Here is a 19,909-nt window from a genome sequence, read left to right as displayed (position 1 = left end):
CCTACAGCCGCAATCGGACTCAGAGCCCTTCTAGATAGCGCTCGACATCCAGCGCCGCCATGCAGCCGGCACCGGCCGAGGTGATCGCCTGGCGATAGATCGAGTCGGCCACATCGCCAGCAGCGAATACGCCGGGGATGCTGGTTGCGGTGGCATTGCCCTCGCGCCCGCCATTGACCACCAGGTAGCCATCCTTCAGTGCCAGCTGGCCTTCGAACAGGCTGGTATTGGGCGTATGGCCGATGGCGACGAACAGGCCGTCCATCTTCAGTTCGCGATAAGCGCCGCCGTACTGCTTCAGGCGCACGCCGGTGACGCCGCTGGCATCGCCCAGCACTTCGTCGACCTCGGCTTCGAGCTGCAACTCGATCCTGCCCTCGGCAACGCGCTGCTGCAGCTTGTTCTGCAGGATCTTCTCGGCGCGAAAGGCGTTGCGCCGATGGATCAGCGTGACCTTGCTGGCGATATTGGCCAGATACAGCGCCTCCTCCACCGCAGTATTGCCGCCGCCGACCACCGCCACCTCGCGGCCACGATAGAAGAAACCATCGCAGGTCGCACACGCCGAAACGCCACGGCCCATGAACGTCTCCTCGCTGGGCAGCCCCAGATACCGTGCACTGGCGCCGGTGGCGATGATCAGCGCATCGCAGCTGTAGGTGCCACTGTCACCGACCAGAGTGAAGGGCTTGCCGGCCAGATCGACGGCATTGATGTGGTCGAAGACGATCTCGGTCTCGAAACGCTCGGCATGCTCCTGCATGCGCTGCATCAGCGCCGGCCCGGTCAGCCCATGCGGGTCGCCCGGCCAGTTGTCCACCTCGGTGGTGGTGGTCAGCTGACCGCCCGCCTGGATGCCGGTGATCAGCAGCGGCTTCAGGTTGGCCCGCGCGGCATAGACCGCAGCGCTGTAACCGGCGGGGCCGGAACCCAGGATGATGACGCGGGCGTGACGAACGACAGACATCGCTAACTCCTCGCCGGCCAGGGCCGGCAGGCCAGATAAAAAGGGACTCTCGAAGCACTAGGGGAAGGCTTGAAGGGTGAGAGCCCCACGAAACAGGAACTGCGTGCAAGGCTATCCAGGCCGCCCGGGAAGCGGAAATATCCATTACCAATTTGACGGATAGAATCCGCCTATTGCCGTCAGAATCGCAGCTCACCCGGCCGCTGAACTTTCGCCGCGCCCGCGAAGTCGGTATGGTCGCGCGCATCCACCACTCAGGAGACCTTCATGCCCGCCGCCCCCGTCCTCTCCGGCCCGCAATACCTGCGCGAAGGCCTGAAGCTGGTCCTTAGCCCCGGCCTGCGCCTGTTCGTGCTCCTGCCGCTGACGGTCAATCTGATTCTGTTCGCCACCATGATCGGCTTCGCCGTGCAGCAGTTCAGCGGCTGGGTCGACACCTTCATGCCGACCCTGCCGAGCTGGCTGAGCTTTCTGCAGTACATCCTCTGGCCACTGTTCGTGGTGCTGGTGCTGCTGATGGTGTTCTTCACCTTCACCCTGCTGGCCAACATCATCGCCGCGCCGTTCAACGGTTTTCTCGCGGAAAAGGTCGAGGTGGTGGCGCGCGGCGAGGATCACTTCCCGCCGTTCAGCTGGGGCGAACTGGCGGCGATGGTGCCACGCACCATGGGCCGCGAGATGCGCAAGCTGGCCTACTTCCTGCCGCGCGCCATCGGCCTGCTGATCCTCAGTTTCATCCCCGTGGTGAACCTGGTCGCTGCACCGCTGTGGTTGCTGTTCGGCGTGTGGATGATGGCCGTGCAGTACATCGACTATCCCGCCGACAACAACAAGATGAGCTGGCAGGACATGCTTGCCTGGCTTCGCGAGAAGCGCTGGCAGAGCCTGAGCTTCGGTGGCATCACTTACGCCGCGCTGCTGGTACCGGGGTTGAATATCCTGATGATGCCGGCCGCCGTGGCCGGTGCGACGCTGTTCTGGGTACGCGAGCGCGGCTAGCCGCGCCCCATCACAAAATCGCAATCCAACCGTCACAGTTGTTACATCGCACAGGCGGAGACTGCGTACATGAACGCACAGTCTCTGCATGTCGCCCTGATCAGCGAAACCTTCCCCCCTGAAATCAATGGCGTGGCCAATACCCTCGGCCGCCTGGTCGACGGTCTGCGCAATCGCGGCCATCGCGTGCAACTGATACGGCCGCGCCAGGACACCGATCAGCAATCTGCGGCCGATGCTGACCTGCTGCTGACCCGTGGCTGGCCGCTGCCCGGTTATCCTGGCCTGCAATGGGGCCAGTCGTCGCTGCACAAGCTGCTCAGGCGCTGGCAGCGGCAACGCCCCGACGTGCTCTATATCGCCACCGAAGGTCCTCTGGGCTTCTCTGCCCTGCGCGCCGCCAGGCGCCTGGCAATTCCGGTGGTCAGCGGCTTTCACACCAACTTCCAGCAGTACACCGGGCACTACGGCTTCGGCCTGCTGACGCGGGCGATGACCAACTACCTGCGCTGGTTCCACAACCGCACGCAGCTGACCCTGGTGCCGAGCATCGGCCAGCAGGTTGACCTCGAGCGCCGTGATTTCGAACGCCTGGCCCTGCTCGCGCGCGGCGTCGACAGCCAGCTATTCCACCCACGCAGGCGCAGCGACGAACTGCGCGCTAGCTGGGGCCTGGCGCCGGATGACCTGGCGGTGCTGCATGTCGGCCGCCTGGCAGCGGAGAAGAACCTCGGCCTGCTGGTCAAGGCCTTTCACGCCTTGCAGCAGGCGCACCCGCAACGGCGCATGCGCCTGATTCTGGTCGGCGACGGGCCGCAGCGCGCCAGCCTCCAGACGCAGTTGCCGGACGCACTGTTCTGCGGACTGCAACGTGGTGAGACGCTGGCCACACACTATGCGTCAGGCGACCTGTTCCTGTTTCCCAGCCTCTCGGAAACCTTCGGCAATGTGGTGCTCGAAGCCCTGGCCTCGAGCCTCGGCGTGGTGGCCTACGATCAGGCGGCAGCTGCCCAGCATATCCACCATGGACACAATGGCATGCTCGCCCGCCCAGGCGACGAAGTCGGTTTCTGCGAAGCGGCCTGTGGCCTGCTGGAAGATGCAGAAGTGCTGCGGCACATCCGCCTCAATGCCCGCCGCCACGCCGGCCACCTCAGCTGGGACGGCATCGTGGAGCAGTTCGAGCAGCATCTGCACAGCGTGATCCAGCCCGCGCCGCAACGTGCAAGGCCGGCCGGGATGGTCGATGCAGCAGCAGTGCGCAGCAAGCCCTGACCCTGAGCGTATCGACTGAATCCACCCGCGCGTTGCAAAGCAGAAAAGCATTCGCGGTCAAGACCGCTCCCACTGCGCCCCCTACAGACCTGACATCTCTGGGAACAGGCCTTCGTGGGAGCGGACTTGTCCGCGAAAATGCAGCAAGCCCTGAATCTAAGCGTATCGACTGAATCCACCTTCGCGTTGCAAAGCAGAAAGCATTCGCGGTCAAGACCGCTCCCACAGCGTACCCGACAGACCTGACACCTCTGGGAACAGGCTTTCGTGGGAGCGGACTTGTCCGCGAAAACGCAGCAAGCCCTGAATCTGAGCGTATCGACTGAATCCACCTTCGCGTTGCAAAGCAGAAAGCATTTGCGGTCAAGACCGCTCCCACAGTGCCCCCACAGACCTGACATGTCTGGGAACAGGCTTCGTGGGAGCGGACTTGTCCGCGAAAAATCATAAAAAAGCCCCGATGTGCCGGGGCTGAAAACGGGGCGTCGACTCGCGACGCCCGGCAGAAACGAACTCAGACCAGTGACGTCAGCGCCTCGCGGCTGAACGGCAGGATGTCCTGCTCGCGGCCTTCGCGTACCTTCAGTGCCCAGTCCGGGTCGACCAGCAGCGCGCGGCCCACGGCGACCAGGTCGAACTCTTCCTTGTTCAGGCGCTCGAGCAGGTTCTCGATGCTGGCAGGCTCGGCCACCTTGTCGGTCTTGACCATGAATTGCAGGAACTCGCCATCCAGGCCGACGCTACCGACGGTGATGGTCGGCTTGCCGGTGAGCTTGCGCGTCCAGCCGGCCAGGTTGAGGTCGCTGCCTTCGAACTCAGGCTCCCAAAAGCGGCGGGTCGAGCAGTGGAAAATGTCCACACCGGCATCGGACAGCGGCTTGAGGAAGGCTTCCAGTTGCTCCGGGGTCTGCACCAGGCGCGCGGTGTAGTCCTGCTGCTTCCACTGCGAATAACGCAGGATGATCGGGAAGTCCGGGCCGACCGCCGCGCGCACGGCCTGGATCAGCTCGATGGCGAAACGCGAACGCGCCGCCAGATCGCCACCGTACTGGTCAGTGCGCTGGTTGCTGCCCTCCCAGAAAAACTGGTCGATCAGATAACCGTGGGCGCCGTGGATCTCCACACCGTCCATGCCGATGGCCTTGGCGTCGCACGCGGCCTGGGCGAAAGCGGCGATCACCTCGTCGATATCGGCCTGGGTCATGCCATGCACCACCACCTTGTCGTCCTTGACCTTCTCCATCGGGCCATAGCCGGGCACGCTGGCATCCGGCTCAGTGCCCAGACGCCGCACGTTACCCACGTGCCAGAGCTGCGGGACAATCTTGCCGCCTTCGGCATGCACGGCATCGACCACCTGCTTCCAGCCGGCCAGGGCGTCCTCGCCGTAAAAACGCGGCACGTTCGGATAGCCATTGGCCGCCTTGTGGCCAACCGTGGTGCCCTCGGTGACGATCAGGCCCACGCCTGCGGCAGCGCGGCGACGGTAGTACTCGACAACCTTGGCATTGGGCACGCCACCGGGCGAGAAGGAGCGGGTCATCGGCGCCATGACCACACGGGTCGGCAGCTCAAGGTTACCGAGGCGGAACGGGGCGAACAGGGCTTGAACGGGAGCGCTCATCATCTTTCCTCTGGGTTGAAGGGTAATCAGGCCTGCAGCAAACGCTCCAGGCGTGTGACGAAAGCTTCCAGCGGCTGCAGGTTGCGGCCGACCTTGAGGCGGCTGAGCACACCCTGCCAGGCGTCGCTGATAAAGGTGGCGAGATTCTCGCAGTCCTCGTCGGCCGGCAGTTCACCGGCGGTCTGCGCCTGCTCCAGGCAGTCACGCAGGATGTCCACCGAAGCCTGCTGGATAGCCGCGACCTCGGCGCCGATCGCCGGCAGCATCTCGCTCATCTCGAAACTCAGACTGCCGATGAAACAGTGGTACTGCGGCGTCTCCTGCCGGGCGAAGTGCGCCAGCAGGTCGCGGTAGTAAGCGAGGATGCGTGCACGCGGGCTCAGCGCCAGATCATTCAGCGCCTGGGCATAGCGCGCCAGGCGCGGCCCGTAGATGAAGGTCAGTGCCTGCAGGGCAAAGTCTTCTTTGCTGGCGAAATAGTGATAGAAGCTGCCCTTGGGAATCCCGGCCGCCTGGACGATTTCCAGCACGCCGGTACCGTGATAACCGCGCCGGGTCATCACCGCCGAGCCTTTGCTCAGGATCAGGTCGCGCTTGTCGAGTCGAATGCTGTTCATGGCGTCGAGCATATGACCGGTCGTCTCGCTCGGCATAGCACTATTGATATTGGTGATTAACACCTAGAACAGCTAAGTAATGTGGGAGCGGACTTGTCCGCGAGTTTTTTAACCTCGCGCACAAGTCCGCCTCAACTATCAGGGCTGCAGCCAGATCAGCGAAGCGAAACGCCCGGTACGAGCGCTGCGGCGATAGGAGTAGAAACGCGGGTCGTTGTAGGTACACAGCCCACCACCGCTGACGGCGGACACACCGATGGCAGCCAGGCGAATGCGTGCCAGCTGGTAGATATCGGCCATGAACTTGCCGGCATTGACGCTGGGCACGAATGCACCGCCAGCCTCGGCATGCTGCCTCACGAAGGCCTCACGCACCTCGGCGCCCACCTCGAATGCAGCCGGCCCGATAGCCGGGCCGAGCCAGACCAGCAGCTCCTGCGGTGCAACGTCCAGTGCCTTGACGGTCGCCTCCAGCACACCACCGGCCAGCCCGCGCCAGCCGGCATGGGCCGCCGCCACGCGAGTACCGGCGCGGTCGCAGAACAATGCCGGCAGGCAATCCGCGGTCATTGCCGTGCAGGCGATGCGGGGTTTGTCGGTCCAGTTGCCGTCGGCTTCGATGACCACGGCAGGATCGGCTGGCGCCACGACGATGCCGTGCACCTGGCGCAGCCAGGCTGGCTGGCAACCGAGCACATCGACCAGATGGGCACGGTTGCTCGCCACCGCAGCCGGATCGTCCTCGACATGATCGCCGAGGTTGAAGGTATCGAACGGCGCGACGCTGACACCGCCGCTACGCGTGGTCACGCAGGCACGCACGTTGGCCGGGGCCGGCCAGTCGGGCGTCAACCAGTCGTGCGCGTTCACCCAACGAAAGCCTCGCGATCCTGACGCAACAGGGTCAGCAGCCAGACCAGATCATCCGGCAGCGCCGACTCCCATTTCATACGCTTGCCGGTGGCCGGGTGGTCCAGTTCGAGAAAGCGTGCATGCAGGGCCTGGCGCGGAAACTCCTTGAGGCTCTGTACCAGGCTCTGGCTGGCAGCAGGCGGAATGCGGAAGCGCCCGGCGTAGACCGGATCGCCCACCAGCGGATAACCAACGTGGCTCATATGTACGCGAATCTGGTGGGTACGTCCGGTTTCCAGCTTGACCCGTACATGGGTGTGCGAGCGGTAGCGCTCAAGCACGCGGTAATGACTGATCGCCGGCTTGCCGCCATCGGTCACCGCCATACGCTGGCGCTGACTGGAACTGCGGCCGATCGGCGCATCGATGGTGCCGCCGGCGGTGATCACGCCGATGCAGATGCATTCATAGATGCGGCTGACGCTGCGTTTCTGCAGCTGCTCGACCAGGTTGGTCTGCGCCTGCAGGGTCTTGGCCACAACCATCAGGCCGGTGGTGTCCTTGTCCAGACGGTGGACGATGCCGGCACGCGGCACGTTGACGATGTCCGGCACATGATGCAGCAGGGCATTGAGCAGGGTGCCGTCGGCATGCCCGGCCGCCGGATGCACCACCAGACCTGCCGGCTTGTCGATCACCAGCAGGTGTTCGTCTTCATAGACGATATTCAGCTCGATGTCCTGCGCCACCCACTCGCCCTGCGCTTCCTGCTCGGCGTCCAGCGCCAGGGTCGAGCCGGCGTGCACGGTGTCGCGCGGACGTGCCACGGCGCCATCGACGGTCAGCCGACCTTCCTTGATCCAGGTGGAAAGACGCGAACGGGAGTACTCGCCAAACAGCTGCGCAGCCACCTGGTCGAGGCGTTGACCGCCCTGTTCGAAGGGGACGACGGCTTGAAGTTGAATAAGCTGTTTGTCTATAGAAGTCATGTTCGGCAACGGCGGGAGCCTGGCCTTTGGTTTCGGCGACAGGCTTGTGGTTAAATACGGCGTCTTTGCCCCAGGGTTTTCCGGGGGCGCTCATCATAACAGGACGGCCGCGCGGCCGTCACAGGGACGCAAGCCGCCATGCAAGTGAAACACCTGCTGCTGATCGCCATCCTCGCCCTTACCGCCGCCTGCTCTTCCAAGCAGCCGGAGGTCGATGAAAACCTCAGCGAGGTGGAGCTGTACCAGCAGGCCCAGGCCGACCTGGACAACCGCAGCTACACCCAGGCCATTTCCAAGCTCAAGGCGCTGGAATCGCGCTACCCGTTCGGTCGTTATGCCGAGCAGGCGCAGCTGGAGCTGATCTACGCCTACTACAAGAACGCCGAGCCGGAGGCTGCCAAATCCTCGGCCGAGCGTTTCATCCGCCTGCACCCGCAGCACGCCAACGTCGACTACGCCTACTACCTCAAGGGCCTGGCCTCGTTCGACCAGGACCGCGGCCTGCTGGCGCGCTTCCTGCCGCTGGACATGACCAAGCGTGACCCGGGCGCCGCGCGCGATTCCTACAACGAGTTCGCCCAGCTCACCAGCCGCTACCCGACCAGCCGCTACGCCCCGGACGCCAAGCAGCGCATGATCTACCTGCGCAACCTGCTGGCCGCCTACGAAGTACACGTCGGCCACTACTACCTGACCCGCCAGGCCTATGTCGCCGCTGCCAATCGCGGCCGCTACGTGGTGGAAAACTTCCAGGAAACCCCGGCGGTCGGTGACGGCCTGGCGATCATGACCGAGGCCTACCAGCGCCTGTCCATGGACGACCTGGCTGCCACCAGCCTGGAAACCCTCAAGCTCAACTACCCTGACCACCCGTCGCTGGAAAGCGGCGAATTCGTCCCGCGTGAAGAAGAAGCCGACAACCGTTCGTGGCTGGCAAAGGCCACCCTGGGCCTGATCGAAACCGACACGCCGCTGCCGCCAGGCGAAACCCGCGCCAGCCAGGACGTGATCCGCCAGTACGAAGACGCCGAGCAACAGATCCCGGCCGAACTGCAGCAGGACGCCAAGACCGGCGAAACCGCGAAAAAGCGTTCGATCTGGAGCTACCTGACCTTCGGTCTGTTCGACTGATCGCAGCGTTATTGATAAGGGAGGCCACGGCCTCCCTTTTTATTGCCTGGCGTTTCTGTCGCCCGTTCCCGGCATGGGGCGCCCTTGAGGCCAGCCATCCAGCTCGGAAACAGCGCACAGGCTGCCACGCCGATACTGTGCCGATGCACTCGGCTTGGCTAAACTGCCGGCTTTGAACGAACAAAAGAGCACGATATGGGTCTTTTTCGCCTGCTGTTCTGGGTCGCCGTCATCTTCGCCGCGATCTGGATCTGGCGCCGCTACATCAGCAAACCTGAACGCACTCGTCCCACCGAAGGCGCCGCCGCCCCAATGGTGCGCTGCGCTCACTGCGGCGTGCATGTGCCCAAGCCTCAGGCCCTGAGCCATGATCAGCATTGGTATTGCAGCCAGGCCCATCTGCAACAAGGCCCGCACGCCGGTGACCGCTGAGTTCAGCCTGCAAGGCGGAATTCAGGGGCGGCGCATCCTCAGGCTCTATCATTTCTATCGCCTGAGCATCGGTCTGGCGCTGATCCTGCTGATCTCCAGCAACCTCGATGAACAGTTTCTGGATGTGGTGCATATCGAGCTGTTTCGGACCGGCAGTTGGGTCTACCTGATCCTCAATATCTTCATCGCCGTGCTGGTGCAAAAGCCCAAGCACCTGATGCAGCTGTTCAGCCTGGCGCTGGTGGACGTGATTTTCCTCTCCGCGCTGTTCTACGCGGCCGGCGGCACGCCCAGCGGCATCGGCAACCTGCTGGTGGTGGCGGTGGCCATCGCCAACATCCTGCTGCGCGGCCGCGTCGGCCTGCTGATCGCCGCCATCGCCGCCATCGCACTGATCTACCTGACCTTCTATCTCAGCCTCAGCCGCCCCGCCGCTGCCGCCCAATACGTGCAGGCCGGTGCCCTCGGCGCGTTGTGCTTCGCCGGCGCGCTGTTCATCCAGGGCATCACCCGCCGCCTGCAGGTCAGCGAAAGCCTGGCCGAGCAACGCGCGGCCGACGTCGCCAACCTGGAAGAACTCAACGAGCAGATCCTGCAGCGCATGCGCACCGGCATCCTGGTGCTCGACACCCAGCATCGGGTGCTGCTGGCTAACCAGGGCGCCACGCAATTGCTGGGGCGCGGCGAGCTAAGCGGCAAGATCATCGACCCGCACTGCCCCGAGCTGGTCAAGCGTCTGCAACAGTGGCTGCACAACCCGACCCTGCGCCCGGACAGCCTGCAGGCGCAAGTCGATGGCCCGATGCTGCAACCCAGCTTTATTTCCCTGCAGCGCGGCGAGCAGCAGCACATCCTGGTGTTTCTCGACGACATCTCGCAAATCGCCCAGCAGGCGCAACAGCTCAAACTGGCATCATTGGGCCGCCTGACCGCCGGCATCGCCCACGAGATCCGCAACCCGCTCGGCGCGATCAGCCATGCCGCGCAGTTGCTGCAGGAGTCGGAAGACCTGCAGGGGCCGGACCAGCGTCTGGCGCAGATCATCCAGGATCACTCCAAGCGCATGAACCTGGTGATCGAGAACGTCCTGCAACTGTCGCGTCGGCGCCAGGCCGAGCCACAACTGCTGGACCTGAAGTACTGGCTGCACCGTTTTGCCAGCGAGTTCCGCAGTTCGGCACCGACTGACCGGCAGATCCACCTGGAAACCCAGGGTGGCAGCCTGCAAACGCGCATGGACCCACACCAGCTGACTCAGGTGCTGACCAACCTGGTGCAGAACGGCTTGCGCTACAGCGCGCAGAAACACCGACTCGGTCAGGTCTGGCTGCGCCTGTTCCGCGACGAGGCCAGCGACCTGCCGGTGCTGGAGATTCTCGACGACGGGCCCGGCGTGCCGCCCGAGCAGGAACAGCACATCTTCGAGCCCTTCTACACCACCGAGAACAAGGGCACCGGCCTCGGCCTGTATATCTCCCGCGAGCTGTGCCAGAGCAACCAGGCCCGCCTCGACTATAAAACTCGTGACGGCGGCGGCAGCTGCTTCCGCATCACCTTCGCCCATCCGCGCAAACTGAGCTGAACATGAACCGTCAGAGAGCCCTGATCGTCGACGACGAACCCGATATCCGCGAGCTGCTGGAAATCACCCTCGGACGCATGAAGCTGGACACGCGTAGTGCCCGCAACGTCAAGGAAGCGCGCGAGTGGCTGGCGCGCGAGCCCTTCGACCTGTGCCTGACCGACATGCGCCTGCCCGACGGCACCGGCCTGGACCTGGTGCAACATATCCAGCAGCGCCACCCGCAAGTGCCGGTGGCGATGATCACCGCCTACGGCAGCCTGGATACCGCGATCAACTCGCTCAAGGCCGGGGCCTTCGACTTCCTCACCAAACCGGTGGACCTCGGCCGTCTGCGCGAGCTGGTCGCCACCGCCTTGCGCATTCGCTCCCCGGAGGGCGAGGAAACCCCGGTCGACAGCCGCCTGCTCGGTGACTCGCCGCCGATGAAGTCGCTGCGCAAACAGATCCAGAAGCTCTCGCGCAGCCAGGCGCCGGTCTACATCAGCGGCGAATCGGGCAGCGGCAAGGAATTGGTGGCCCGCCTGATCCATGAACAGGGCCCACGTATCGAACAGCCCTTCGTGCCGGTCAACTGCGGCGCCATCCCCTCGGAACTGATGGAAAGCGAGTTCTTCGGCCACAAGAAAGGCAGCTTCACCGGCGCCATCGAAGACAAGCAGGGCCTGTTCCAGGCCGCCAATGGCGGCACGCTGTTCCTCGACGAAGTGGCCGATCTGCCGCTGCCGATGCAGGTCAAACTGCTGCGCGCGATTCAGGAAAAGGCAGTGCGCGCCGTCGGTGGCCAGCAGGAAGTGGTGGTCGATGTGCGCATCCTCTGCGCCACTCACAAGGATCTGGCTGCCGAAGTCGCCGCCGGGCGTTTCCGCCAGGACCTCTACTACCGCCTCAACGTCATCGAACTGCGCGTGCCCCCGCTGCGCGAGCGCCGCGAAGACATCGCACAACTGGCCGAGGTGATGCTCGCGCGCCTGGCCGAAGGCACCGGCCTGGCTGCCGCAAAATTGCACGCCGATGCGTTGGAGAAGCTGAAGAACTATCGCTTCCCGGGCAACGTGCGCGAGCTGGAAAACATGCTCGAGCGCGCCTACACCCTCTGCGAGGACGACCAGATCACGCCCGGCGACCTGCGCCTGGCCGACGCGAGCGGGCCGAGCATCGAAGGCGGCGAAGCCAGCCTGGCGCAGATTGACAACCTCGAGGACTATCTCGAGGAGATCGAACGCAAGCTGATCATGCAGGCACTGGAAGAGACGCGCTGGAATCGCACGGCCGCGGCCCAGCGCCTGGGCCTGACCTTTCGTTCGATGCGCTATCGCCTGAAGAAACTGGGCATCGATTGACGCCCTCTCCAGACTATTGCCCCAACCGCCCCGCCGGAGCATAAGGCGCCGGATCGATGATCGGCTCGCGGCCGAGCATCAGGTCGACCAGCAGCTGGCATGACGCCGGCGCCAGCACCAAACCATTGCGGAAATGCCCGCAGTTGAGCCACAAGCCGGGATGCGAAGGCAGCTCGCCGATAAAAGGAATGCCCTCCGGCGAGCCAGGCCGCAAACCGGCCCAGTGCCCTACCACTTCCGCGCCCTTGAGCGCAGGCAGCAACTCCTCGGCTGAAGCCTTGAGGCTGTCCAGCGCGGTGTCGGTCGGCGTCTTGTCGAACCCGGCGTACTCCAGCGTGCTGCCAACCAGAATATGCCCGTCGCGCCGCGGGATCGCATAACGCCCCTTGGCCAGCACCATACTCGGCAAAAAGTCCTCGGCGCACTTGTAGAGAATCATCTGCCCCTTCACCGGCTCGACTGGCAACTCCAGCCCCAACGTCTCGAGCAACTCGCCGCTCCAGGCGCCGGCAGCAAGCAGCACGCGATCAGCGCGAATCTCGCCATCAGCCGTGGTCACACCACAAATCTGCCCGCGCTCTTGGATAAAGCCGGTGACCGGACAATGCTCACGCAACTCCACATTCGGCATGGCCGCCAGCGCCGCCCGCAGCGCCTTCACCAAACGCGGGTTACGCACATTGGCCACACCCGGCATATGAACGGCGCGCTCGAAACCGCTGCCCAGCACAGGCACATCCCGATAAGCCTCGGCAATATCCACCGAGTAAAGCGGACGTCCCTCACGCTGCGCCCAGACCAGTGCCTCGGCCTCATCATCCAGATCCAGCCAATACAACCCGGTGACATGCACCTCGGGATCGACACCAGTCTCATCCAGCAAGCGCTGAGCGAATCCCGGATAGAAATCCTGCGACCAATGCGCCAACGCCGTCACTGCCGCGCTGTAGCGCCAAGGATACAACGGAGAAACGATACCGCCGCCGGCCCAGGAGGATTCGCGCCCTAGAGCCCGCCCCTCAAGCAAACACACATCTGCCCCACTTCGCGCAAGCAATAGTGTTGAGAGCATGCCAATAGCACCGCCACCCACAATCAGAATTTTTTCCGACATCGAAACTCCATCTTGCCCTTTCCATGCTGCCGGTCTAAACCTTTCAACACCAGGACGGTAAACATACATACAAGGATGCAGAGATGCGCCATTCTCAACAAAGCGCCTTTAGCCTGCCCGAGCTCCTCACGGCCCTCACCGTGCTCGCCATTCTGGCGACCATTGCAATTCCCCACACGACTCGGTTGATCGAAAAAAACCGACTACAGGCTTCGGGGGACCTGCTATTACGCCATCTGCAAATTGCCAGAACCAAAGCAATTGCGGAAAACAGAGCGGTGCTGCTCTGCCCCTCATCCAATGTCGAGTGCATGGAAGATTGGAATGAGGGATGGATCCTGAAGTCACCGACAAGCGACGAAATACTGAGTCGAGACAAGCTCTCAGGGCTTGACGGGATACTGCACTGGACGGGATATCGGAAAGAGATTCTATTCAGAAGCGACGGCACCAGCCCCACAGGCAACGGTCGTTTTTTTCTATGTACCCAGCACGGTTTGGCATGGCAACTGATCATTAGCCGGCAGGGTCGTATTCGACGGTCGGACGCCAGGGAAGATATCAAAGACGCCCACCGTTGCAACTGATTTACACCGCCACAGCCAGCGTGAACTGGAGCACACAACCGCGAAGCAGACAACCGACCGTCATTCCAAAGAAGCCAACCGTCCTGCTGCGCGGGACTTCCCTGATCCCTATCGGCAATCATTCCCTCAAAGTTATGAGTGGAGTCAGTCATGCCAGGCAAAACGGGAGCCAGCGGATTCACCCTGGTCGAATTGATGATCGTCATCGCACTGCTCGCTATCGTTGCGCTGATCGCAGCACCGAGCTTTACCGACATGATCGAACGCAATCGCCTGCAGAGTCAGGCAGAAGAACTTAGGTCGTTTCTCGCCTATGCCCGGGGCGAGGCTGTAACCCTGAGATCAACCGTCACCGTCGAGACGGATGACGAAGAAGCGTGGGTTATCGAGCGAGGCGGTACCACCATTCGTCAGTTCGAGCACAACCCTGAGCTAGCAACGATTCGCTCGAGTGCAGAGACAATCACCTTCAGAGGCAATGGTACGGCAACCGCAGCGACGTTCACCGTCTGCCACGACGACGATCCTACTCGGGGGTACTTCCTGGAAATCCAAGCCAGCGGTGCAACCAGCCTCTACCTGCCAGGGGAAAAGGATACCAGTCACACAGCTCTCGACAGTTGCACCTTATGAGGATGCATATGAGCAATAACAAAGGTTTCAGCCTCATCGAGGTACTTGTAGCCCTCCTGCTAACCACCATCGGCGTGCTTGGCATGGTCGCCTTGCAAGGACGCAGCATTCAGTACACACAGGATTCGGTGCAGCGCAACACGGCCGTTTCGCTGGCCAATGAACTGATTGAAATAGCGCGAGCAAATCCGCAAGAGCTCTACAACTCGCCGGTCCCGAAATTCCCGATTAATAGTGGAATGAAAGAGGACTCTCTTTTTTACAAGGAGAAAGGCGACGACTTCGCGGACCGCGACACGTGCGTCACTACCAAAACGCGCCTTGCCGAAACCCCGAAGGAGCAACGCGACTGCTGGGCCGACAAGGTTGAAGCAATGCTGCCTGGTGGAGCCGCTGTATTCGAAAGCGATGTCAGCATCTGCCGTAGTTCGAGCCCTGGCGACTGTGACGGGGCAGGCTCGATGCTCGAAATCCGTCTTGCCTGGCAAGTCCGCGATGGCGCGTGCCTAGATGCTGAAGATCCAGACGCCACTGTATGTACCTACACCGTTCGGGTAGAACCATGAATACAATAAAACGCCAGCGTGGACTTTCGCTTATCGAGCTGTTGATTGCCTTGGCTATTAGCAGTCTGTTGATACTTGGCATTACCCAGGTCTACATCGACAACAAGCGCAACTACGTCTTCCAGCAGAATCAGGCCGGGAATCTGGAGAACGGCCGCTTTGCCGGCTTGATGCTGAACGAATATTTAGGCAAAGCCGGATATAGACGTGATCCGGTGATATTGGTTGAAGAAGCGTTCCCCAGCAGAAATGCCGGCGGTGATTGCCAAGCATTCGGTGCAGGGCATTCTATTACCGGCTTGGACCCAGATGAGGGCCGAGGCTTTTGCATACGCTATCAACCAAAAACCAGTGGCGAGCTGGATTGTCAGGGTGCAGCCAGTGCGAGCTTTAATGACGAGGTAGCCTTTTCATCACCTCCGACATCAAGCCTCATAGTACTGGCATTCAAGTATGAACCTAGCACCGACAATGAACTTCCCAAAGGTCGTCTGCTTTGCAAGAGCCTGAACGTTTCGTCCCCTCAGTATGGTGAGTTGCTTCGCGGGGTTGCCGATATGCGCCTGGATTTTGGGGTTGGTAACTCCGACGTTCTAGAAAAAGAAGTTTCCAGCTACGTTCCTCAAGAAGACTGGACGCCCGCAAGCGGCTCAATACGAAGCGTGCGTTATTCCCTGCTAATGGCCAGCCGAAGCGGTCAACGTGATAGCGATGACTCGAAGATTTTGGACGATTGGCTGGCAACGGCAACAGACGACGATAAGACACGTTTACAAACAGCCGATAGCCGGCGTTTGTACCAAGTAATGAGTAGCACCCAAACCGTCAGGAATCTCATGCCATGACAGCTATAACGTATCAAAAACAAAAAGGTGCGGTTTTATTTATCGCCCTTGTCATGTTACTGGTCCTGACATTATTGGCAATCAACAGTATGCGCGGTGTAACCTTAGAAACACGTATTACTGCAAATCGCGCTCAGGAAACAAAGCTGATCAACGTCGCCGACGCAGCTTTACGTGAGGCCGAGTTCCGTTATTACGGCCCAGGCAATATTCCAGACAAGCTTGAGCCTAAAGCAGCCAACTGCAGCACGGATAATACATTGAATGTAAATGGCATTAACAAGCCGTGTCTTCTTGCCATCCAGATCGACGAATTACTCGACTTTGTGAATCACCCTGATGGGGCGACTGATGATTACCTCGGCGATGACTCATCGGGTGGCCTGCTTTGGATGCCCTATCGCGGTACCGATGCCCAAGAGAGCACGCAAGCGAGCGCACAGGCAGACGCTCATTGGAACAGCATCCGAGCTGGCGAAGCGGGTAATGCCGCAGTCAATGCCGAATATGGAATGGTCGCCGAAGGCCAGGGCACCTATTTTTACATGAACAATGGCAAGGCTGGAGAAACACTGTTTCTGCAGTCGACAAACGCCAACATCTACCTTGGCATCAACAACTGAGCGCCGATATCATGAACCGTTTTCTTAATTCCCCTCGCGCCAAGACAATTTCATATGCTCTGCTTGGCACTGCGCTGTTGAGCGCTGCCGATGCTTATGCAACTGTCTCGCAAAGCCCGCTGAGCCTTACTGTTGGCGTTCCGCCAAATCTTATTCTGACATTGGACGAATCTGGCAGTATGTCTTGGGGATACGTTCCTGACTCGATTGAGAACAGTGTAATCAGTGGTTCAAATATTACCCGACTCTATGCGGCTAATACATTTAACCCAATGTATTACAACCCCAACACCAAATACACAATCCCGCCATTTTTTGACGTCAATGGCAGTGAAGTACAACTATCCACTAGCTTTACCAACGCCCCTATCAACGGCTTCAGACCTAATGACGGAACACTTGACCTTTCCAACTACTATCGACCAACGGGCAAGGAGTATCGCATGCCCAGTGGCGCTCACAACCGACTCAATGGCCCCAGCGCTGACTTCCAAGTCGATATAGCATTCTCATCAAACACGACTTTAAGCGCAACGAGCGCAGCAGGAATTAGATTTCAAGTAACAAGGTCAGGACGATCCAACTCATACACCTATACTTGCCAAATCAGTGCATCCGGACCGGTCACAGACACCACAAATTTTTCCTGCACAAGAAATAACAATACATATACAGCCAGAACCCCGGCTTACTACTACACATTCGACCGCACGCTATCAAATTGCAACAACTCAACAACAAATGCAAGCTGCTACAAACTTACCTTTGTTACAGAGAGCGAAAAGCAAAACTTTGCCGTTTGGTATTCCTTCTATAGAACCAGAGCTCTTGCAACTCTCTCTGCCACCAGCTTGTCATTTGCGGAGCTTTCACCAGCGATCCGTATGACCTGGCAAAACCTTGCTACATGCACCACACTCAATGGCGGCGACACAACAAACTGTAAAGACAACCGACTCCGGCAATATGACGCACAACACAAAGGGCAGTTTTACAGCTGGTTGAAAGACATTTATTTCAACAGTGGGACGCCACTTCCTGGAGCACTGAAAAGAGCAGGTGAATTTCTAAAGCAAGATGTTGCTTGGTACAAGTACCCAAACAGCCGTAACTCTGCGGATAGAAATACAGCTGACAACACCTATGCCTGCCGAGCCAGCTACCACATCCTAATGACTGATGGCATGTGGAATACCACAACTAGCGATCCCAACCCATTCCGCCACGATGCGACAAACATAGACCTCCCGGATGGTAAGCGGTATACAGGCCAGCACCCTTATCGTGACAACCAAGGCAGCACACTTGCAGACTTGGCTATGCATTATTGGGCAACCGACCTCAACCCGAACCTAGACAATAATCTTCCTGCTTATATCCCTTTTAAAAGTGGAAACAGCACCACGGATTACTGGGATGCTCGTAACGACCCTGCAACTTGGCAGCACATGTCTAACTTCATCATGGGACTGGGCTTAACTAACTCTCTGAATAATTCTAATATTCCATGGGCGGGCAGTACATATTCAGGAGCAGGTTATGAGGCTCTTTCCGCAGGAACGGTGAACTGGCCACAAGCATCCAGCGGTAGCAATAACAATGTCTACGATCTATGGCACTCTGCCATCAACTCTCGCGGAGAGTTCTTTAGTGCCGACAGCCCTGAGGCAATGGTTCAGGCTTTCGATGATGTCCTTTCCCGTATCGCCGACCGTAAGTCTACGGCCGCTCGCCCAGCGGTGAACTCAGGGCAAATCAGCACGGATGAAAATGAAAATGGCGTCGTAAAAACAGTTTCTTATCAAACCTCCTATGCCAGCGATGACAACTGGTCTGGAGATGTAAAACGCTTCGAGAAAGGATGGAATTCACAAACCAATGCCTTCGAGACGCAAGAAATCTGGAGCGCGAAGGCCCAGGTTCCTGGCGCAGCAAGCCGAACGATCAAGATTGCTGGTAACACTAATAGTGGGCTCGCGGATTTCGTTTGGGCGAATGCGGGTACAAGCACAACCGTCGGTACGCTCGCCTATTTCCTGAGCCGTGATCCAGAAAATGGCAACGTCGTGGATAATAGAGGGTCCCTACGGCTCAGTTACTTGCGTGGAGTCCGTACAGGTGAAGGCACTACGTTTCGCCAGCGCAGTGGTGTGCTGGGAGACTTCTATTCCTCGACGCCTGCGGTGGTTTCCGGACCACGCTATCTGATCAATTTTTCCAACCAACTGGAAGGCAACGCAGCCTACAGTGACTTTGCAGAGAGCATTGCGCAGCGACGGCCGCGGGTCTACGTGGGCGGCAACGATGGTATGCTGCATGGATTCAATGCCACCACCGGCGTTGAAGAGTTTGCGTTCATCCCGACCGCTGTGTTCCCAAAATTGAACAAGCTTACCGGCACCAATTACAGCCACGAATTCTATGTCGATGGCCCGCCCACTGTTGCGGATGTGTTCGATGGTACTGAGTGGCGCACCATCTTGGTGGGTACACTCAAGGCCGGCGGCAAATCCATATTCGCCCTGGATGTGACAACCCCCGGACAAGAAAAGCTCCTCTGGGAGTTCGATGACACTGACCTGCCAGCAGACGCTCAAGTCAAGATGGGCTACAGCTTTTCTCAACCCACCATCGCTCGCCTACACACCGGCACATGGGCAGTTGTGTTCGGCAACGGCTACGAAAGCTCCAATAACACTAACGGCAAAGCTGCGCTGTTCATCGTCGACGCAATGGAAGGTACCCTTCTCAAACGCCTGGAAGTTTCAGGAGCAGAGGGTGTAGCCAACGGGCTTTCAACACCCAAACTTGGTGACTATAACGCCGATGGCGTAGCGGATTACGCCTATGCGGGCGACCTGCAAGGTAATATCTGGCGTTTCGACCTGCTGCGAAACGGTCGCAGCGACAGCGCCCCCTTCACTCGGGAAGATGATGGGGAGTCGGCTATTGGTGACTTCGAAGTGGCCTATGGCGGTGAGCCATTGTTTAGCGCGACCTCCAGTAACAACGATAGCCGTCAACCCATTACTTCCGCACCAAGTTTGGTTCGCCATCCGACTGGTAGCGGATACCTAGTGATCTTCGGAACGGGTAAGTTCTTCGAAACCAATGACAAGGATGGTGACAAAACGATGCCCCAGACCGTTTATGGCATCTGGGACAAGCAAACGCTTGGCGAGGAAGCAAGCGATCCAAATATCAGCCGAAGCAGCCTGCAAGAGCAGGAAATTACTACCCAGGTAACAGTGGCAGCCGATGGCTCATCCCGCCAAGGGCTAGTCATCAGCAACAACGCGGTAGACTGGTACGGCTCAGATACTCAAAGCGCACAAAATGGCTGGTGGCTCGATCTTCGCCAGAACGACGGTGAAATGGTGGTCGAGAACATGTCCCAGTTGGGTCGTACAGTTTTCTTCCAGACCCTCATCCCTAACGATGATCCCTGTGGTGACGGTGCAACCAACTGGACCTTCGCCATCAATCCATTCACGGGCGGGAGAACACCGCACAACGCTTTCGATTACAAACCTACGTCAGATGTTGGTACCGACAATATCTCGGCCATTCGCCAGGATGGTGAGGGCGGCGGCACGCTTTCGCAAAACTCTGACAATTCGTTCCAATACTGCACAGGGCAAGAATGCACCAATATTTACCCAGACCCCTCCAGCATTGGACGTCAGAGCTGGCGGAGAGTCGAACAGGAATGAAGACAAACAGACAGCCC

At 59.8% G+C, this 19,909-nt stretch carries 18 protein-coding genes; 12 read left to right on the top strand and 6 right to left on the bottom strand.

Annotated features, from left to right (window positions below):
* Window positions 1–19: 19 nt before the first annotated feature.
* Window positions 20–967 carry a thioredoxin-disulfide reductase gene (trxB, locus tag B2U07_RS20015; protein ID WP_296277610.1) on the bottom strand — a complete coding sequence of 316 codons (948 nt, stop codon included), beginning with the start codon at window positions 965–967 and terminating at the stop codon, window positions 20–22.
* Between the two features lie 267 nt (window positions 968–1,234).
* Here trxB and cysZ point away from each other — a divergent pair, with 267 nt between their 5' ends.
* Both cysZ and B2U07_RS20005 read left to right on the top strand, forming a co-directional pair.
* Window positions 1,235–1,966: a sulfate transporter CysZ gene (gene cysZ / locus B2U07_RS20010; protein WP_296277609.1), complete on the top strand. Its 732-nt coding sequence runs from the start codon at window positions 1,235–1,237 to the stop codon at window positions 1,964–1,966.
* 69 nt (window positions 1,967–2,035) lie between these two features.
* Entirely contained in the window at window positions 2,036–3,241 is a 1,206-nt protein-coding gene (locus B2U07_RS20005) for a glycosyltransferase family 4 protein (protein ID WP_296277608.1), read from the top strand.
* A gap of 514 nt (window positions 3,242–3,755) precedes the next feature.
* Here B2U07_RS20005 and B2U07_RS20000 read toward each other — a convergent pair.
* The 4 genes from B2U07_RS20000 to rluD form a co-directional block, all read right to left on the bottom strand.
* Window positions 3,756–4,865 (bottom strand): NADH:flavin oxidoreductase, encoded by a 1,110-nt coding sequence (locus tag B2U07_RS20000; RefSeq protein ID WP_296277607.1) that lies wholly within the window; start codon window positions 4,863–4,865, stop codon window positions 3,756–3,758.
* A 26-nt stretch (window positions 4,866–4,891) separates the two neighbouring features.
* On the bottom strand, window positions 4,892–5,482 hold the full coding sequence (locus tag B2U07_RS19995; protein ID WP_296277606.1) for a TetR/AcrR family transcriptional regulator: 591 nt from the start codon (window positions 5,480–5,482) through the stop codon (window positions 4,892–4,894).
* Between the two features lie 138 nt (window positions 5,483–5,620).
* Window positions 5,621–6,352, bottom strand: a complete 732-nt coding sequence (pgeF, locus tag B2U07_RS19990) for a peptidoglycan editing factor PgeF (RefSeq protein WP_296277605.1) — start codon at window positions 6,350–6,352, stop codon at window positions 5,621–5,623.
* Entirely contained in the window at window positions 6,349–7,323 is a 975-nt protein-coding gene (gene rluD, locus B2U07_RS19985; RefSeq protein ID WP_275547081.1) for a 23S rRNA pseudouridine(1911/1915/1917) synthase RluD, read from the bottom strand. Before rluD ends, pgeF begins: the two co-directional genes overlap by 4 nt.
* A 138-nt stretch (window positions 7,324–7,461) precedes the next feature.
* Here rluD and B2U07_RS19980 point away from each other — a divergent pair, with 138 nt between their 5' ends.
* The 4 genes from B2U07_RS19980 to B2U07_RS19965 all read left to right on the top strand — a co-directional run bounded on the left by B2U07_RS19980 (window position 7,462) and on the right by B2U07_RS19965 (window position 11,811).
* Window positions 7,462–8,454 carry an outer membrane protein assembly factor BamD gene (locus B2U07_RS19980; RefSeq protein ID WP_197857397.1) on the top strand — a complete coding sequence of 331 codons (993 nt, stop codon included), beginning with the start codon at window positions 7,462–7,464 and terminating at the stop codon, window positions 8,452–8,454.
* A gap of 195 nt (window positions 8,455–8,649) precedes the next feature.
* The gene (locus B2U07_RS19975; protein WP_296277604.1) at window positions 8,650–8,886 is read left to right on the top strand and encodes a PP0621 family protein; all 237 of its coding nucleotides are present in this window, start codon (window positions 8,650–8,652) and stop codon (window positions 8,884–8,886) included.
* Window positions 8,822–10,468 (top strand): two-component system sensor histidine kinase NtrB, encoded by a 1,647-nt coding sequence (locus B2U07_RS19970; RefSeq protein ID WP_419096359.1) that lies wholly within the window; start codon window positions 8,822–8,824, stop codon window positions 10,466–10,468. Before B2U07_RS19975 ends, B2U07_RS19970 begins: the two co-directional genes overlap by 65 nt.
* Window positions 10,469–10,470: 2 nt before the next feature.
* Window positions 10,471–11,811, top strand: a complete 1,341-nt coding sequence (locus B2U07_RS19965) for a sigma-54-dependent transcriptional regulator (protein ID WP_296277603.1) — start codon at window positions 10,471–10,473, stop codon at window positions 11,809–11,811.
* A 13-nt stretch (window positions 11,812–11,824) separates the two neighbouring features.
* Here B2U07_RS19965 and thiO read toward each other — a convergent pair whose 3' ends face one another.
* Complete coding sequence (gene thiO, locus B2U07_RS19960; protein WP_296277639.1) at window positions 11,825–12,925, bottom strand: glycine oxidase ThiO; 1,101 nt, start codon at window positions 12,923–12,925, stop codon at window positions 11,825–11,827.
* An 83-nt stretch (window positions 12,926–13,008) separates the two neighbouring features.
* Between thiO and B2U07_RS19955 the strand changes: the two genes are divergently transcribed.
* From B2U07_RS19955 to B2U07_RS19930, 6 genes are all read left to right on the top strand, one after another.
* Window positions 13,009–13,512, top strand: a complete 504-nt coding sequence (locus B2U07_RS19955) for a GspH/FimT family pseudopilin (RefSeq protein WP_296277602.1) — start codon at window positions 13,009–13,011, stop codon at window positions 13,510–13,512.
* A gap of 150 nt (window positions 13,513–13,662) precedes the next feature.
* A complete protein-coding gene (locus B2U07_RS19950; RefSeq protein WP_296277601.1) occupies window positions 13,663–14,145 on the top strand; it encodes a GspH/FimT family pseudopilin in 483 nt (160 codons plus the stop codon).
* Window positions 14,146–14,153: 8 nt separating this feature from the next.
* Entirely contained in the window at window positions 14,154–14,711 is a 558-nt protein-coding gene (pilV, locus tag B2U07_RS19945; protein ID WP_296277600.1) for a type IV pilus modification protein PilV, read from the top strand.
* Window positions 14,708–15,556 carry a PilW family protein gene (locus B2U07_RS19940; protein ID WP_296277599.1) on the top strand — a complete coding sequence of 283 codons (849 nt, stop codon included), beginning with the start codon at window positions 14,708–14,710 and terminating at the stop codon, window positions 15,554–15,556. The genes pilV and B2U07_RS19940 overlap by 4 nt, the downstream gene beginning before the upstream one ends.
* The gene (locus B2U07_RS19935; protein WP_296277598.1) at window positions 15,553–16,179 is read left to right on the top strand and encodes a pilus assembly PilX family protein; all 627 of its coding nucleotides are present in this window, start codon (window positions 15,553–15,555) and stop codon (window positions 16,177–16,179) included. The genes B2U07_RS19940 and B2U07_RS19935 overlap by 4 nt, the downstream gene beginning before the upstream one ends.
* 11 nt (window positions 16,180–16,190) lie before the next feature.
* Window positions 16,191–19,892 carry a pilus assembly protein gene (locus B2U07_RS19930; protein ID WP_296277597.1) on the top strand — a complete coding sequence of 1,234 codons (3,702 nt, stop codon included), beginning with the start codon at window positions 16,191–16,193 and terminating at the stop codon, window positions 19,890–19,892.
* The last annotated feature ends 17 nt before the right edge of the window (window positions 19,893–19,909 follow it).

It is taken from the genome of Pseudomonas sp. UBA7530, assembly GCF_002479365.1.
Lineage (GTDB): Bacteria > Pseudomonadota > Gammaproteobacteria > Pseudomonadales > Pseudomonadaceae > Aquipseudomonas.
Note: the sequence above shows the minus strand (reverse complement) of the source record. Positions and strands in the feature narration are given on the sequence as shown.